This window comes from Acinetobacter sp. 226-1, assembly GCF_030329325.1.
In the GTDB taxonomy this organism is placed as follows: Bacteria; Pseudomonadota; Gammaproteobacteria; order Pseudomonadales; family Moraxellaceae; genus Acinetobacter; species Acinetobacter sichuanensis.
In genome coordinates this window covers 502318-519677 of sequence record NZ_JACANU010000001.1, presented here as the reverse complement: position 1 = coordinate 519677, position 17360 = coordinate 502318, and the positions used below count along the sequence as shown (strand labels likewise).

The following is a 17360-nucleotide window of genomic DNA, read 5'->3' as shown; positions in this document are numbered from 1 at the left end:
AACTTTGATTTATAAACATAAAGTTGAAAATTCACATATAAATCCGAGTAAAAAAATTGGTTTTTATTACAGTTATTTAAAGCCTGTTTACATATAGCTAAGTTTGCCGATATGAGGCATAATGCCCTACAACGTCTGGGTGTCAGATCATTGAGAATGTTTACTATTTGTAATTAATAGTCATTTTCAATCATGCGACACTTTAATCGCTATCCCATATTTAATAGGGAATGGGACTCTTCACCGAGGTTGTAAAATGAGACAAACGATTTTAGCTGTATTGTCTTTATCTACGCTAGCTGCACTCTTAACTGGGTGTGGTGGTGATATGGTACTTCTAAACTCTAAAGGTCCAGTTGCACAAGGTCAGTCAGACCTCATGATGACTGCGATTTACTTAATGCTTTTGGTCGTAATTCCTTCGATCATCATGGCATTATGGTTTGGTTGGAAATATCGCGCGTCGAATAAAGATGCAGACTATAAACCTACATGGGCACACTCAACTGCAATTGAAATTGTAGTATGGGGCGTTCCTGTCATTATTATTGGTATTCTTGCGTATTTAACATGGTGGGGCTCACATAAATATGACCCATACCGTCCGCTTGAATCAGAGAAAGCACATTTAGATATTCAGGTTATTGCTGAACAGTTTAAATGGGTATTTATCTATCCTGAGCAACAAATTGCAACTGTTAACGAAGTTCGTTTTCCTGAAAAAACACCTGTTAGCTTTAAAATTACTTCTAACTTTACAATGAACTCTTTCTTCATTCCTAAGTTAGCGGGTCAAATTTACGCAATGGCGGGTATGCAAACTCAACTCCATGTATTAGCAGATGAAACTGGTGAATACCGTGGCTTCTCTTCTAACTATAGTGGTTATGGCTTTACACAAATGCGCTTTAAAGCACATAGTGTGACTGAAGCGGATTTCAACAATTGGGTTGCAGCAGTTAAAGCAGGTAACGGAACTTCAGTAAACCCTGAAGCTCAACAAAAAACTGTTTTAGATGCAGCAGAATTTGCAACGCTTAAAGATGGTGACCGTTCTAAGCACCAAATTGAAGCAATGCTTAAAAATGCGCATACTCCAGAAGAAAAAGCAAAAGCAGAAGAAGCTGAACGTAAAGGTCCATTCCCTACTAAGCCTCATCCTGTAACTTACTATTCTTCAGTTGAGCCTAATTTGTTCGAAAGCATTATCAACAAATACATGAGTAACTATCATGGTGCAGATCACTCTTCACCTGCTAGTCATGCTGAAACTGTTGGTGCTGAACATGCAACTGCTTCAGTAGAGGAATAAGACATGTCGGTATTATTCGGTAAACTCAACTGGGACTCGATCCCATATCAAGAGCCTATCGTTCTAATTACCATGATTATCATGGCAATTGGTGCTGCTGCGCTTCTTGGTGGTATTACCTATTTTAAAAAATGGGGCTACCTGTGGAATGTATGGTTTACATCTGTAGACCATAAAAAAATTGGTATCATGTATATCATTGTATCTGTTGTCATGTTAATTCGTGGTTTCGCAGATGCAATCATGATGCGTCTTCAACTGTTCCTTGCAAAAGGTGGCGGTGAAGGTTACTTACATCCTGACCATTACGATCAAATCTTCACCGCACACGGCGTGATCATGATTTTCTTCGTAGCAATGGGTCTGGTTGTTGGTATGATGAACATCGCTGTACCACTTCAAATTGGTGCACGTGACGTTGCTTTCCCATTATTAAACTCTCTTAGCTTCTGGTTATTTGCTGGTGCTGCTGGTTTGATGATGGCATCACTTGTATTAGGTGAATTTGCTGCAACAGGTTGGATGGCTTACCCTCCTCTTTCTGGTATTCAGTATTCTCCTGGTGTTGGTGTTGACTACTATATTTGGGCACTACAGATTTCAGGTCTAGGTACACTTTTAACTGGTGTTAACTTCTTTGTTACCATTATTAAAATGCGTGCGCCTGGCATGGGTCTTATGGATATGCCGATCTTTACATGGACTGCACTTTGTACAGCCGTATTGATCATTGCATCATTCCCTGTGTTAACTGCAACAATTGCAATGTTGACACTTGACCGTTACTTCGATTTCCACTTCTTCACCAATGAGCTAGGCGGTAGCCCAATGCTTTACGTGAACTTGATTTGGACTTGGGGTCACCCAGAAGTATATATTCTGATTTTACCTGCTTTTGGTTTATATTCAGAAATTGTTTCAACTTTCTCTCGCAAAACATTGTTTGGTTACAAATCAATGGTATATGCGACTATCGCGATCACAGTACTTGCGTTCGTGGTATGGTTACACCACTTCTTTACAATGGGTGCTGGTGCCAACGTTAACGCGTTCTTCGGTATCATGACCATGATTATTGCGATCCCTACAGGTGTGAAAATCTTCTCTTGGTTATTCACCATGTATAAAGGTCGTATTACATTTACATCACCAATGTACTGGACACTTGGCTTCCTTGTGACTTTCGGTATCGGTGGTTTAACTGGTGTATTAATGGCTGTTCCACCAGCTGACTTCTTAGTACACAACTCATTATTCTTGATTGCTCACTTCCATAACGTAATTATTGGTGGTGTGGTATTCGGTATGTTCGCAGGGATCACTTTCTACTGGCCAAAAATGTTTGGTTGGAAGTTAAATGAAACTTGGGGCAAAGCTTCTTTCTGGTTCTGGTTCTTCGGTTTCTATTTTGCATTCATGCCACTTTATATCCTTGGTTTCATGGGTATGACTCGTCGTTTGAATACATATGACAACCCTGAATGGGACCCATACCTTGCAATTGCGTTCTTCGGTTCAGTACTTGTTGCTATTGGTATCTTCTGTTTCGTTATGCAAGTTGTTGTAGGATTCTTACAACGCGAAAACAACATGGATCATACAGGTGACCCATGGGATGGTCGTGTTCTTGAATGGTCTACTTCATCTCCTGCGCCATTCTATAACTTTGCTCACCTTCCAAAAATCAATGGTATTGATACTTTCTGGAGCGACAAAGAAAATGGTGTAGCATATGCGCGTCCAACGAAATATGAAGACATTCATATGCCTACAGACCGTGCGGCTGGTTTCGTTATTGCAATGCTATTAACTGTTATGGGCTTAGCGCTTGTATGGCATGTTTGGTGGCTTGTAATTGTAACTTTCGTTGGTGCGATCATCAGCTTCATCGTAAGTTCATTTACGAAGAAAGTAGATTACTATGTACCTGCTGCGGAAGTAGAACGTATCGAAAACGAGCGTTATGCTTTACTTGAAAAACACTTGAAGAAGGACTAAGGATATGGCTGAAGTACTTCATCACGACAACCACGGACATGATGAACATCATCACGATGATACTGACATCACCGTCTTTGGTTTTTGGACATACTTGATGAGTGACTTGATTTTATTCGGTACACTCTTCATCGCGTTCGCTGTATTAAGCAGTCATATTCCACCTGGAACACCAAGCGCAAAAGATCTTTTTGGTGAGTCTTTAGGTTTCGTTTTAACTGAAACTTTTGCTCTCTTAATTTCTTCTGTAACTTTTGGTTTTGCAGTACTTGCTTCTTACAAAAAGAATGTTAGCCAAGTTTTACTTTGGTTAGCAATCACTTGGATCTTTGGTGCATCATTCATTGGTATGGAACTTTATGAGTTTAATCATTTAGTTCATGCTGGTCACGGACCAAGCACAAGTGCGTTTTTATCTTCGTTCTTTACTCTAGTTGGTACGCATGGTATTCACGTAACTTCTGGTTTAGTTTGGATGATCGTGTTAATGATTCAAATCAAGAAAAATGGTTTGACAACTATTAACACTCGTCGTCTTGCTTGCCTAAGCTTGTTCTGGCACTTCCTTGACATCGTCTGGATCTGTGTATTCAGCGTCGTTTACTTAATGGGAGTTATCTAATGAGTCATGATCATAATTCTGCAGGTGCTTCGCATGGTAATGTGAAACAATATACAATTGGTTTTATTGTTTCTGTATTACTAACCATCGTTCCATTTTATATGGCTATGCACCCTGCTGACTTTGGTCGCGGTGCAATTGTTGCAACAATTGCCATTACTGCGGTTGCTCAGGTTCTTGTTCAATTAGTCTTCTTCTTGCACATGAACTCTTCATCAGAGCAACGCTGGAACGTGATTGCATTTGTATATACGATTCTATGTATTGCAGTTCTTCTTATCGGTTCTGTATGGGTCATGAACTACTTACATTCAAACATGATGCTCTAGGGTGTCATGTTGAAGAAATATTTATTCCTGACTAAGCCAGGAATTCTCTTCGGTAACTTCGTTACCACTTTGGGCGGCTTCTTCCTAGCCGCTCAAGGTTCTGTAGATTTCCTCTTACTTCTCATCACACTATTAGGTACAACTCTGGTTGTTGCCTCTGGCTGTGTTGTGAATAATGTCATTGACCAAGACATTGACCAAAAAATGCAACGTACGATGAATCGTGCATTAGTCAAAAAAACGATTAGCCCAACAGTTGCTCTAATATTTTCAGCAGTACTGGGTCTATTGGGTTTTGGCTTGTTGTGGTTTTTTGTCAACGCCTATGCATTTGGCTTTGCTCTATTAGGCTTTGTCGTTTATGTCGTGTTCTATAGTCTTTGGACAAAACGTACCACCATTCAACAAACAGTGATTGGTAGTATCTCAGGTGCAAGTCCTCCTGTGATCGGTTATACTGCTGTTGCTCATGAATTTGATGTTGCTGCGTTATTAATTTTTTTAGCGTATGCATTTTGGCAAATGCCACATTCATGGGGAATTGCAATTTATCGCTTCGACGACTATAAGAATGCAGGTATACCCATCCTACCCGTAGCACGTTCCATCTATCGCACAAAAGTTGAAAGTTTGATTTATGTGATCTTATTTGCAGCAGTGTTAAATGGTTTGTATTGCTTTGGCTATACCAATATTTTCTTCTTAATTACTTTTAATGCGCTCTGTGCGTATTGGGTATATTTATCAATTATTGGCTTTAAAGCAGAAAATGACCAAGCTTGGGCAAAACGCTATTTCTTATATTCTGTCATTTTAATTACAGCATTAAGTTTTAGTTTCAGCTTTAGTTACGTGTCCCCTGCGCCACATTTACCCCTTTTTTAAAAGATAGAGTTCTCTCTATCTTTTCTTAATCGTGGTATAGCATCATACTTTTCACTCTACACATACACTTGCTATGATATTTGTCATCATCACAAATCTATAACTCGTGTATGAATCTTAAATCCTCTTTTCAATCTATTTATCTTCTTTCAAATCTTGGTATTAAATGTTTGACTCATATATTCATGGGGTGATCATTTAATGTATCCAAAAAATTTAAAATATCTATTATTTTTGATTAAAATAAAAATCTCATTTTCAGCACTTGTAGGCTATTTATGTACGATAAAAAAATTATTAAAATTCTCAATAAAATATACAGTTATAGCAATAATTATAACTACGATCATAACAATAAAACTTATACTTTTCATATTCCAGAAAAATTATCAGAAAATGAAAAAATGTTACTCAATCAATCAGGTTTGGAATTCAATAAAATTGAATATTTTGAACATGACAGCACGATTAAAAAACTAAAAATGTTAAGTCAACTCCCTGAAATGGAAGATAAAGTGAATGCTTTGTTCATCAAAGCTATAGGGCAAGGTTTTCATCGTGGCTTACAACCTATAATCAGCTATGCTTTCGCTAAAAATGTGCCTGAACATGATTTTACGCCAATCGAAAAAGGAGAACGTGAACTATCAGAAGCAACATGGCCTTGTAAGATTTGTGGTTTACCTCGTTCTTCATGGGAAAATTCGTCTTGCAATCTTTTTCATTTTTATATTGGTTACTGTCGTTTAGGTGCTTATCATGAAATCCTCACCGACTTAGAAGAAATTCAACATTTTCCTAAAGAAAACATTCAACCAGAAGATCTCAGCGTATTTAAACAACTCATAGAAATTATTCAACTTGCTGAGCCAAAAGAAACGCCTTCTGAACTCATTAATCGCATTTCCAAAGCAAAAATTTTGCAAGGAAGTAATTTGACTACACGAACATGGTTGATTCGAATTTTGGCAGAACTTGGAATTTTAAAAAATGAGTTAGCACCTGAATATAGTGTCTATTTTAATTTTTTAGGTCATGATGAATTTTTAAAACTTGAAAAAATTGTATATGCTCAAGCACCTAATCATCGCAGCGAAGTAAGTTTTCCCATTTCACTCTGGCGTGGAAGTTCAGGTATCAACATAGCTCGACTTCATCAGTTTTTAGAAAAATTTGAGCAGTTAATTAAACCATCGACTTAAAACTTATACAAAGAAAAAATTATATATGTGTAGATTTGGTCAATGTCTATTGTTATTAAAAAAGCTATGTTCAAATTTATTTCAAAGATCAATCATTTTACCATTTGAGGATGAAACTGATGTCAAACTCTCCTATTAAAGTGATCGCTTTTGATGTCTTTGGTACATTAGCAAAAATTACAGAAAAAACCTCACCTTATAAAAAATTAATCCATTGGCTGCATCAACAAGGACATACAGCTCATGTCAATGACGCTATAACAGTCATGTCAATTCATGGTGATTTTGAGGATATCGCGGCACATTTTGGTTATCACATCTCTGCGCCATTACTCACTGAGTTAAATGCTGATCTTGAATTTGAACTCAAGCAAATCCAACTTTTTGATGACACACTTTCAACATTGCAACAACTTAAAACTCAAGGCTATACAATTGTGCTCTGCTCTAACTCAGCACGCCCTTATGGCATACATATTTCAACATTAATTCCAATGGTTGACCTATATGCATGGAGTTATGAAGTCCATGCATGTAAACCTGATCCTAAAATATATCAATATGTTATAGATCAAATCCACTGTAAACCTGAAGAAATTTTATTTATTGGTGATACTCCTCTTGCAGATGTTGAAGGTCCTCGCCATTTTGGTATGACAGCAAGACTGATCAACCGTAAAAAAGGACAACAACTCACTGAAATATTAGTTGATTTGCTATAATTAGGCTAAAAAATAAAAAAAATATTCTTTCTATTCTATTGAGTTTTTTGCTCATCGTCATAGCACTCTTTTTTCCAAAAAGATGAATATTAAATTGTGTTTAGCCACAAACTTACCTATAATGAGCGCTCGCAATTTTTGCGACACAATTTGTTAACTTGATTCAAGTTAACACTGATTGTGACTCCTTGCTTCAATTTTTAATTAAATTGGGGCTGCATAAACCGTAAGGAGCTGACAATGCGTCACTACGAAATCGTAATTCTGGTACACCCAGACCAAAGCGATCAAGTGGTAGGTATGGTAGAACGCTATATCTCTCACATTAAAGATGCTGAAGGTCAAATTCACCGTCTTGAAGATTGGGGCCGTCGCCAATTGGCTTACCCAATTAACAAAATTCACAAAGCGCACTACATTTTAATGAACGTTGAATGTAATCAAACTACGCTTAACGAATTAGAAGAATTATTCCGTTACAACGATGCTATCCTTCGTAACGTAATTATTCGTCGTGAAAACGCTATCACTGAAGAGTCTTTATTGGCTAAGAGTGCTGAAGAAAAACGTGCGCGTAAAGCTCAACGTGAAGAAGCACAACAAGCTCAAGACTCTGCTGAAGCATAAGGAGAACCTCAATGGCACGTTTTTACCGTCGTCGCAAGTTCTGCCGCTTTACAGCTGAGAACGTTACGTACATCGACTACAAAGATATCGACACTTTAAAACAGTACATCACTGAAAACGGCAAGATTGTTCCTAGCCGTATTACAGGTACTAAAGCTCGTTACCAACGTCAATTAGCGCTTGCTATTAAACAAGCTCGCTATTTAGCGTTGATTCCTTACACTGACAATCATAAGTGAGGTTGAGCTGTGGATATTATCTTATTACAACGCATTAAAAACCTTGGTAAATTAGGCGATAAAGTTTCAGTTAAAGCTGGTTACGGCCGTAACTTCCTTATCCCTCAAGGTAAAGCAGTTGCTGCGACTGAAGCAAATACTGCTGCTTTCGAAGCTCGTCGTGCAGAACTTGAAAAAGCTGAAGCTGAAATTTTAGCTGCTGCTCAAGCACGTGCTGATCAATTGAACGAAGTAAACATCGTTATCACTGCGAAAGCTGGTGATGAAGGTAAATTATTCGGTTCAATCGGTACTCGTGACATCGCTGACGCGTTAACGAATGCTGGTCTTGAAGTAGACCGCGCAGAAGTTCGTTTACCTAACGGTGCGCTTCGTAACACTGGTGAATTCAACATCGCAATCCAATTGCATCATGATGTTGTTGCAGAAGTTCTCGTTACTATCGTATCTGAGTAATTTCGTACCAAAAAAAAGAGCATACTTTTGTATGCTCTTTTTTTATCTGCTATTTCTATCTAGTTATCATTTTTTATTTAGCATTATTTAGCTTTCACCCCATGATTTAGGTTATCCTCTTAACCTATTTTAAATAAATTGGGTCATCCTTGACTGGTTTAAATTAAAGGTTTTTTATTTTATGTCTCAGGCAACTGCCGCAGCTTCTGCAAATACTTTTAACAAAGATGCCAAGTCAACTGACGCCTCGCAACAATTAAAAGAATTTCGTACACCACCCCACAACTTGTCAATTGAACAAGCGGTGTTGGCTGCCTTAATGACTGTGGCTGAATCTTTTGAGCAAGTCAGTGATGTGCTGAATGAAAATGATTTCTATGCAACACGCCATAAATATATTTTTCGTGCCATTGAACAACTCAATAAAGAAAGTTCGCCTTATGATGCAGTTTTAGTCAATGACTGGCTCATTAAACAAAATCTTTTAGAGGCAATTGGGGGTGAAGAATATTTAATGCAACTTATGGCAGATTCGCCTGCAAGTTTTTACAACCTTGAAACCTACGCCACTAAAATTCGTGAATTTGCGACTTTAAGAAATATGATTAAAGTTGGTAATGAAATTTTACAGAATGCTTATGACACCAAAGGTCGTGAGGTGAGTGAAATTTTAGATTTAGCAGAAACTAATATTTTCTCGATCGCTGAGCAACATAATAATAATGCCAAAGCACAAGGTCCAAAGCCGATTACCTCTGTAGTTGCTGATGTCTTTGATAAGCTCAATGAGCTTTCTCAACTCGAAGGTAATATTACAGGTTTAACCACAGGTTTTGTTGAACTTGATAATAAAACGTCGGGTATGCAAGCGGGTGATATGATCATTGTGGCGGCACGCCCATCTATGGGTAAAACGACTTTTGCCATGAATCTTGTCGAAAGTGTGCTGTTTAATTGCGACTTACCTGCTTTGGTTTTTTCGATGGAAATGCCTGCTGACTCGATTGCTATGCGTTTGATTTCCTCTTATGGCAAAGTACACCAAGGGCATTTACGTTCAGGTAAACTCGATGGCGATGAATGGTCTAAAGTTACAGGGACTATTTTACAGCTTCAAGAGAAACATCTGTATATTGATGACTCCTCTGCCCTTCCTCCAACTGAAATGCGCGCACGTGCAAGACGTATTGCCAAACAACATGGTGGCAAACTCGGCTGTATCATGGTCGATTATCTACAATTAATGAAAGTACCTGGTATGGGCGATAACCGTGTTGGCGAGATTGGTGAGATTTCACGAAGCTTAAAAGCACTTGCCAAAGAAATGAATTGTCCTGTGATTGCTCTATCACAGCTCAACCGCTCTTTAGAGAATCGCCCAAATAAACGTCCTGTCATGTCAGATTTACGTGAATCAGGTGCGATCGAGCAGGATGCCGATTTGATTATGTTTATTTACCGTGATGAGGTTTATAACAAAGAATCAAAAGAAGCTGGAACAGCCGAAATTATTATCGGTAAACAGCGTAATGGTCCTATTGGTTCTGTTCGTTTAGCCTTTGAAGGTCAATATACCCGTTTTAGTAATTTATCACCTGAATATTACGCACAATATGACGATGGAGAGTAATGCATTATTACTCTTCTTTGCTCAAATTTTTATCATTAAAACCATGATTTAAAGCTATTGAATAATTTATTCCACCAATGTAGAAACCCCGAAAGCTGTTGAATATTTTGCTGTACATCATTCACAACGGCTTTTGGAAATGCTGCATTTAATTGCTGACAATTTGGATATTTTTGCTGTAGTTTTTTCAAATAATCGTTTTGGTCATATTGAATAAAACCATCTAAAATTCCAATTGTTTTACCATCTGTATATTCACAACTTGAACGATTACGATCCCATGCAAAAAAAGATGTCACGGGCTTAGAAATACTTAAACGATCATTTTGGCAACTTAACATTGCAAATGAAGCTATTTGATATTGCTCAGGTTTAGCGCCATCAGGTGTATAGGCTAAACCAATGATTAAACTATCTTTTGCAATATTTTGACTGGAAAATTCACTTTGCCATTGTTTAGGTTTTGTATACCTAAATTGATCAATCCAAGAACGGAAAATAAATTGATCTGCACTTAGTTGAACTGAAAAAATTGTACGATCATCCTGCATGGCTTGAGAGCTTTGGAAACGCGCAATAAAAACATCATCAGGCGTATGTGGCATACAGGCTAAAGCTTGCTTGATAGTCAACGCTCCAAGTAACAGCATGTACAATAAATTTTTAAGTTGTACAGCATAAAACTGAGTCAAAAATAATTTAAAAATTAAGTATTTCCTCTTCTTTAATAACTTTGAATAACGGTTTTCTGTTTTATTTTTGGAAAATTTTCATCATGATCAATAGGAAAACAAATGTTCTCCTATTTTTAAAACATCTAATGATTAGCTTTATGCTACAACTAAAGCAGTTTTTAAACTTTCAATGTTACCACGCCAATCATCATAGTCTTCTGTTTCCTTCCAAAGCTCATTCAGTTCAGAGTCTTCTCCCAAAACCAAATCTAATGCAGTTTGTGCATTTTTTAATAAAGCTGCTGAAGGTTGTAGATTGACTGATTGCACCCATTCATCAACTTTTTTTGTATATCCATCATTTTGTGTGCCTTTACCCAATAGTTTTGCTAAAACTTCGGCTGCTGCAACAATCACAGAACCATCATCAGCTTCAAGATATTCATCTGCATTTTCAATCGCTCTGGAAAATGTGTTCGACAATAGACTTTCATCTTTTGTTTCTTCTAAACGATAAATCCAATCTAAGGCATCATCATTACCAAAAGGCTCATGTGACCAAGCACCCATTTTTATTCCTCTTTTATTTATAATCATCAATCATGCAAAAACGATAATGCATAACCTAGAAACTACAATAGCAGTAATTTTTTGCTTTTATTTTGCAAAATGTAAATATAAGTTTAGAACTTTAATATGTTTTTTAAATGTATAACTATTTTACTTTTACTTGTTGCTTTTATTGTTAAATTTAAAATCTAAAAATGAAAGGAAAAGATAAAAATTTGCGTTTTTTCGATATAAATACGTGAAATCATTTAAAAGATAAATGTCGATGTCTATTTAACTTTGATCGGCTTACAATAGTACCGTTTTAGAAATTCAATGATCAATTTCATTTTCCCCTTATAAAATATCGTTTTAACTATATTTTATATTTACCTTCTTACAGGAGTCTTTCGGGTGCGCCAAGCAACAGTTTATATTGACAGTGAAGCTCTGCAATATAATTTAAATCGTGTTAAACAACTTGCCCCAACTGCTAAAATTGTGAGTATGGTCAAAGCCAATGCTTATGGACATGGAGTCAAAGATTGCTTAGCCGCCTTAAGTTCAACTGATGCCTTTGGTGTTGCTTGCCTTGAAGAAGCTTTAGAAATTCGTGAATTGGGCTACCAACAACCTATTACATTAATTGAAGGTATTTTCAGTGCCGATGAAATGGCGGTAGTGGTTGAAAATGAGATTGAAATTGTTGTTCATCATCAAGCTCAACTGGATTGGTTACGCGTACACAAAGACGCTTATATTGAAAAAAATCTTAAAGTTTGGGTCAAACTTAATAGTGGGATGAACCGTCTTGGTTTTAAAGTTCCTGAAATTATTGACATCATCCACTCACTTAAAGCTGATGGTTTTACTTGTGTTTTAGCTATGCATTTTGCCAATGCTGACGCTGAAAATCATCCCCTCAATGAACAACAAAAAGATCAGTTCTTACATGTCAAAGAAGCATGTGAGCCGATTATGGCATCTTGCTGCAATTCAGCAGCAATTTTCAAATGGTCAGAACTCAATTTTGATTTTGTACGTCCAGGCATCATGCTCTATGGTGCCTCGCCTTTTGCAGATCAATCGGTACATGATTTAGATATCAAACCTGTGATGACCTTTACAGCAGAAATTATTGCTTTAAATCATATTGAAGCGGGTGAATCTGTTGGCTATGGTTCCACTTTTGTCGCTGACCAAGCAATGGATATTGCTATTGTTTCAATTGGTTATGGTGATGGTTATCCACGCGCATTTTTAAAACAAAATTATGTTTCTATTCAAGGGCAAGCAAGAGCTGTGATTGGGCGTGTTGCAATGGATATGATTGCAATTGATGTTACAGGGTTAAATTTACCCTTAGGTACGGTTGTTGAGCTGTGGGGCAAAGATCGCTTGGTTGATGATGTTGCAGAAGCCAATGGTACAATTGGTTATGAATTATTATGCCGTATGAGCGCAAGACCTGTGCGTAAGAAAATCTAAATCTACCGATTTTTGCGATAAAAAATCCAAGTTTAGACTTGGATTTTTATTTTCTATAACTCAGTTTCTTCAATTTCATACAATAAATGTAATAGTTTAGGCAGATCTTGTTGACTTAAGCACAAAGGAGCAAATTTTTCATACCCCTGATCTAAAAAAAATTGCTGAATCTGGCTACTTCTTTTGACATATTTCATTGACCATTGCGAAAAATGGCGCTGTTTAATTTCAGTATGTTGATATAACTTAATTTGATGATGTCTTAGGTCTTTAAATAATTTATCTAATAACATTTCAATCGTATTTTGATCACCTTCTAGACATTGAAAGAAGTATTCATCAGCAAAATACAAGACTCCACAGATATCATGTTTAACATTGAAATGACGAGCTTCATCTAAAATATCACGTAAATCATTTAAAATTTTTAGATCATTTGATGTTGTTTTACTGGCATAACAAATTTGAAACATAAATTAATATTCTCATGAAATTTCTTATTAATTTACTGTATTCAATATTACTGCACTAAAACAGTCCTAAGTGTTGAATAACCAGACAAAATTTTGATGGATATGTAAATAATTATTTTTCCACCACACAAAAAAATGACTTATTTAACACAATATTTTAAAAACTTGTTATAGCTAAAATATTTCTACTATTGCTTAAAATGAAACTACTTAAAATAATCTTCAGTAGGTTCAGGTAAATCTTGTAAACCATTTTTTAATGTTTCTGACCATTGTCGGCTAATCTGCTGAAAATATGGATCTGCTTCTGTGATACGTTTACCTTGCGGTGTCAACAAGCAATCTTTATGGTAAATCATGGCATCTAAAGGCATCCCTACTGAAACATTTGAACGCAAAGTTGAATCGAAAGAGATCAAACAACAACGTAAGGCTTTATCTAAAGGCATATCATAAGTCAACGCCCTGTCTAAAATAGGCTTACCATATTTACTTTCACCAATTTGAAAATACGGTGTATCACTGGTTGCACAAATAAAATTACCTTGCGGATAAATATTATAAAGTTGCATTTCCTCACCTTTAATTTGCCCACCAACCAGCAAACTACAGAAATAGTTGCTTTGCTCCAAGGTATCTGAAGTGACTTCTGCAATCACTTGTCGGAGAAGCTGCCCTACTAGCCCAGCAAGTTCAAACATCGTATTTACACTATATAAGTGCGGCTCTCTGCCGAGTGCTAAATGATTTTCTAAATGCCCAATGACAGCTTGTGTTGTTGCTAAATTACCTGATGTCTGAATACAAATAAAACGCTCACCAGCAACACCATATGTATACAGTTTACGAAAAACTGAAATATGGTCTACGCCTGCATTGGTTCGTGTATCGCTGATAAAAACTAAACCTTCTTTGAGTCTTAAAGCACAACAATATGTCATACAAACCTCTCTTTATTTTTTGAATATTCATGTTAAATATCTATTTTTTATACTCATTTTTTAAAACAAATATTTAACAAGCAAGCACCTGAACAATTGAATACATACTTTCAATTCCTCCCTGCTCACGTACACCTCTGACTGGGGCTACATCCCAGTAATCACGACCAATTGCAACATAAACATGTGCTTCTGGCTGAAATAATTGATTACTGACATCAATCATATGCCAGTTTCCATCTAAATAAATTTCTGCCCATGCATGACTGGCTAAATGTGATTGGTTATTTGCATACAAATACCCCGATACATAACGCGCTGGTACACTCAATGCTTTTGCCATCGCAATAAAGACATGGCTATGATCTTGGCATACACCATGCCCTGCAAAAAATGATTCTACAGCAGTATGACAAACCGTTGTAGATGCCGTCTCATAAGGCATTTTTAACAATAAAGCTGCTGCTAAACGATGAAAATTCGACAAATTAACTTGAGGAACATAGTGTTGGGCAAATGCCAACATTTCTGTATTACACAAAGTTGTTGTGGTAGGTTGTAAAAATAACCATGGAGATAAATGATCTTGAACACCATATTGATGCTTTAAATCAATCTCAACAATACCTTGTGCCATAATCAACATCGTTTGAAATGGATCAACTTGGTTACTGGTCAACCAAAGATTTGCAAATGCATCTTTTTTCATTTTTTGAGCACCAGGCACACTAATTTCCCAAGTATGTACTTGTTGATGCGAATTAGACTGCGGCATCATTTTAATATATTGAATACTATTTTTTGCCCAGTCTGTATATTGGTAATGGGTTTGGTGATTAATCATCAATTTCATAAGCGAACCAACTCAAAAAGAGAGTCAATATGATCACTAAAATGATAATAATGTTGACTATCGGGTTGTCTTTTTAAGTCTTGCCATGCCTCTGTAACACTTATGACTCCACAGCGATCTAAATGCTGGCTTAATTGATCCAAATCATGCAAAGTTTGTTCAGATGTTTGCTTAAGGCGAATTTGACGATCTAGTTGCTCCATTTTCTGCCCTAAACTAAAAAATAAAAATAGAAATTCATCTTCTTCGGCTTCTAATACGTCATGACACTCGGCACAAACATCACAAATAAAACCTGCATTTCGCTCAGCTTGTTGTAATAGCTGATTGAGTTCAGCAAAAGATTTTTGTGAGATCACACCACGTAAATCATGAATATTATTCTTAGCATTTTGAAACTGTTGATGAAATGAAGCGGGTTGCTCAGGATCTAACACCAATTCATTTAAAGAACTTGCATCAAAAGCAGGTAAACAAAATGCGTGTGTATAATCTAAAGCAGCCTCATTGCTATGAAATGGAAACTGGCTACATAAATATTGTATACGATTTAAATAACGCCCTAACCAAAATATATTTTGTGCGTTGCTAGTTAATAAAATCATTTTTATCTCCTTATTTGAATACTCATTAAGCAAACTAAATGGAATATTCATCAATCACCCAAGTGTCTTTAATTCCTCCACCTTGAGAAGAATTGACCACTAAGGAACCTTGTTGCATGGCGACACGAGTTAAGCCTCCTGAAACGATTTCAACTCTTTCTGGCGATGTCAAAATAAAAGGACGTAAATCAATATGTCGTTCAGCAATTCCTTGTTGAGTTAAAGTCGGTGCAACCGATAAATCTAAAGTAGGTTGAGCGATATATGCAGATGGTGTTGCGATGAGTTTCATTCGAAACAGATCAATTTCTTGTTCTGTTGCTTGAGGTCCAATTAACATACCATAGCCACCCGAACCTTGCGCTTCTTTCACAACAAGTTGATCAAGATGATGCAGTACATAATCTAAAGCTTCAGCTTCACGGCATTGATATGTAGGTACATTTGATAAAATTGGCTTTTCGTTGAGATAATAAGCAATCATCTGATCAACATAAGGATAGACCGACTTATCATCTGCGACCCCTGTGCCAGGTGCATTTGCAATGACGACATTTTGGCTTAAATAAGCAGACATTAAGCCTGCTACACCTAAAGTACTGTCCGCTCTAAAGCTTAAAGGGTCTAAAAAGCTATCATCTAAGCGCCTATAAATTACATCAACTTGTTGCTTACCATGGATCGTTTTCACATAAACCTTGTCGTTCTCTACAAAAAGATCACGTGATGTCACTAAAGGTACACCCATTTCCCTTGCTAAAAAGGCATGTTCATAATAAGCACTGTTATAGCGTCCAGGGGTTAATACAACGATTGTTGCCTGATCAACATAAGCATTTTCAGCTAAAATTTCTTTTAATAATTGTGGATAATGCTCAATCCCTGCAACTTGCTGATTACAGAGTTCTGGCATAAATTTTTGGCTCATTTTTCGGCTTTCAAGCATATAAGATACACCTGATGGGGTACGTAAATTATCTTCTAAAACGAAAAATTCGCCCTGCCGATCACGAACAATATCTATGCCACTGATTTGGCTATATACATTACCATTCAAATGATTGTTCATCATTAATGGTTGATAAGCCTCATGAGCAAGTATTTGTGACTCAGGAATGATTCCTTCTTTTAAAATATTTTTCTCATGATAAATATCGGCTAAAAATAAATTCAATGCTTTGATTCTTTGCGTACAACCCGCAGAAACTTTGTTCCACTGTTGCTTCGCGATCACTCTCGGAATTAAATCAAATGGAATGGTACGCTCAATGCCAGTCTTGTCGCCATATACTGCAAAAGTAATCCCTTGATAGATAAAATGTGCTCTCGCTGTTTCATTGAGCTGTTCAAGTTGGTAAAGACTGTGCTGTGACAACCAATGTTGCATTTTTTCGGCTGTCGCAGCAGATAACACCTGATCATCTGTCATTTCATTGAAAAATACTGAATCCAGTTGTTTTAAAAGATGCGATGTATTTTCTTGCTGTTCAAATTTGTGTTGAACACTAGTTTGCTCTAAATCTTGAGAAAACTCTGTTTTGAGCGTCTGTGTTGGTAATGAAAATTGTTCAGGATCCAAATTTGTACTTATATTTTCTCGTAACATACAAACCCCTTGTTATTTAATCATTGATGTCTTTCATCATGATAAAAGCAAGATCAATGCCAAGCTAAAATGTAAAATGCGCAAATATTATTAATTCACTGATCAAAATATGACTCAATATCAGTTTTACTAAAAGTTGTTTCAAAATT

The 17360-nt window shown here is 36.5% G+C and carries 19 protein-coding genes; 12 read left to right on the top strand and 7 right to left on the bottom strand.

Annotated features, from left to right (window positions below; translation table 11 throughout):
* Nucleotides 1-256: 256 nt before the first annotated feature.
* The 11 genes from cyoA (at nt 257) to dnaB (ending at nt 10022) form a co-directional block, all read left to right on the top strand.
* Nucleotides 257-1312 (top strand): ubiquinol oxidase subunit II, encoded by a 1056-nt coding sequence (cyoA, locus tag HX124_RS02425; protein ID WP_107007376.1) that lies wholly within the window; start codon nt 257-259, stop codon nt 1310-1312.
* A gap of 3 nt (nt 1313-1315) precedes the next feature.
* Complete coding sequence (cyoB, locus tag HX124_RS02420) at nt 1316-3310, top strand: cytochrome o ubiquinol oxidase subunit I (protein WP_107007377.1); 1995 nt, start codon at nt 1316-1318, stop codon at nt 3308-3310.
* A 4-nt stretch (nt 3311-3314) separates the two neighbouring features.
* The gene (cyoC, locus tag HX124_RS02415) at nt 3315-3932 is read left to right on the top strand and encodes a cytochrome o ubiquinol oxidase subunit III (protein ID WP_286377795.1); all 618 of its coding nucleotides are present in this window, start codon (nt 3315-3317) and stop codon (nt 3930-3932) included.
* Complete coding sequence (gene cyoD, locus HX124_RS02410; RefSeq protein WP_107007379.1) at nt 3932-4261, top strand: cytochrome o ubiquinol oxidase subunit IV; 330 nt, start codon at nt 3932-3934, stop codon at nt 4259-4261. The genes cyoC and cyoD overlap by 1 nt, the downstream gene beginning before the upstream one ends.
* Before the next feature lie 6 nt (nt 4262-4267).
* On the top strand, nt 4268-5146 hold the full coding sequence (cyoE, locus tag HX124_RS02405; protein ID WP_107007380.1) for a heme o synthase: 879 nt from the start codon (nt 4268-4270) through the stop codon (nt 5144-5146).
* Nucleotides 5147-5424: 278 nt separating this feature from the next.
* Entirely contained in the window at nt 5425-6348 is a 924-nt protein-coding gene (locus HX124_RS02400; protein ID WP_286381829.1) for a hypothetical protein, read from the top strand.
* Between the two features lie 119 nt (nt 6349-6467).
* Entirely contained in the window at nt 6468-7070 is a 603-nt protein-coding gene (locus HX124_RS02395; protein ID WP_286381828.1) for an HAD family hydrolase, read from the top strand.
* Between the two features lie 240 nt (nt 7071-7310).
* Complete coding sequence (rpsF, locus tag HX124_RS02390; protein ID WP_035267614.1) at nt 7311-7697, top strand: 30S ribosomal protein S6; 387 nt, start codon at nt 7311-7313, stop codon at nt 7695-7697.
* Nucleotides 7698-7708: 11 nt separating this feature from the next.
* Entirely contained in the window at nt 7709-7936 is a 228-nt protein-coding gene (gene rpsR / locus HX124_RS02385; RefSeq protein ID WP_004719336.1) for a 30S ribosomal protein S18, read from the top strand.
* A 9-nt stretch (nt 7937-7945) separates the two neighbouring features.
* Nucleotides 7946-8392, top strand: a complete 447-nt coding sequence (gene rplI / locus HX124_RS02380) for a 50S ribosomal protein L9 (protein WP_107007383.1) — start codon at nt 7946-7948, stop codon at nt 8390-8392.
* Between the two features lie 181 nt (nt 8393-8573).
* Nucleotides 8574-10022: a replicative DNA helicase gene (gene dnaB, locus HX124_RS02375; protein ID WP_286377791.1), complete on the top strand. Its 1449-nt coding sequence runs from the start codon at nt 8574-8576 to the stop codon at nt 10020-10022.
* Nucleotides 10023-10057: 35 nt separating this feature from the next.
* Here dnaB and HX124_RS02370 read toward each other — a convergent pair whose 3' ends face one another.
* Both HX124_RS02370 and HX124_RS02365 read right to left on the bottom strand, forming a co-directional pair.
* The gene (locus tag HX124_RS02370; RefSeq protein WP_286418649.1) at nt 10058-10672 is read right to left on the bottom strand and encodes a hypothetical protein; all 615 of its coding nucleotides are present in this window, start codon (nt 10670-10672) and stop codon (nt 10058-10060) included.
* A gap of 180 nt (nt 10673-10852) precedes the next feature.
* On the bottom strand, nt 10853-11266 hold the full coding sequence (locus tag HX124_RS02365) for a DUF4259 domain-containing protein (protein WP_286377790.1): 414 nt from the start codon (nt 11264-11266) through the stop codon (nt 10853-10855).
* A gap of 393 nt (nt 11267-11659) precedes the next feature.
* Here HX124_RS02365 and alr point away from each other — a divergent pair, with 393 nt between their 5' ends.
* The gene (gene alr, locus HX124_RS02360) at nt 11660-12733 is read left to right on the top strand and encodes an alanine racemase (RefSeq protein ID WP_286381827.1); all 1074 of its coding nucleotides are present in this window, start codon (nt 11660-11662) and stop codon (nt 12731-12733) included.
* A 53-nt stretch (nt 12734-12786) separates the two neighbouring features.
* Here alr and HX124_RS02355 read toward each other — a convergent pair whose 3' ends face one another.
* The 5 genes from HX124_RS02355 to HX124_RS02335 all read right to left on the bottom strand — a co-directional run bounded on the left by HX124_RS02355 (nt 12787) and on the right by HX124_RS02335 (nt 17211).
* Nucleotides 12787-13206 carry a BLUF domain-containing protein gene (locus HX124_RS02355; RefSeq protein ID WP_286381826.1) on the bottom strand — a complete coding sequence of 140 codons (420 nt, stop codon included), beginning with the start codon at nt 13204-13206 and terminating at the stop codon, nt 12787-12789.
* A gap of 206 nt (nt 13207-13412) precedes the next feature.
* Nucleotides 13413-14147 (bottom strand): proteasome-type protease, encoded by a 735-nt coding sequence (locus HX124_RS02350; protein ID WP_107007389.1) that lies wholly within the window; start codon nt 14145-14147, stop codon nt 13413-13415.
* A 73-nt stretch (nt 14148-14220) separates the two neighbouring features.
* Nucleotides 14221-15000 (bottom strand): transglutaminase family protein, encoded by a 780-nt coding sequence (locus HX124_RS02345; protein WP_286381825.1) that lies wholly within the window; start codon nt 14998-15000, stop codon nt 14221-14223.
* On the bottom strand, nt 14997-15605 hold the full coding sequence (locus HX124_RS02340; RefSeq protein WP_286381824.1) for an alpha-E domain-containing protein: 609 nt from the start codon (nt 15603-15605) through the stop codon (nt 14997-14999). The genes HX124_RS02345 and HX124_RS02340 overlap by 4 nt, the downstream gene beginning before the upstream one ends.
* 34 nt (nt 15606-15639) lie before the next feature.
* A complete protein-coding gene (locus tag HX124_RS02335; protein WP_286381823.1) occupies nt 15640-17211 on the bottom strand; it encodes a circularly permuted type 2 ATP-grasp protein in 1572 nt (523 codons plus the stop codon).
* Between the last annotated feature and the right edge of the window lie 149 nt (nt 17212-17360).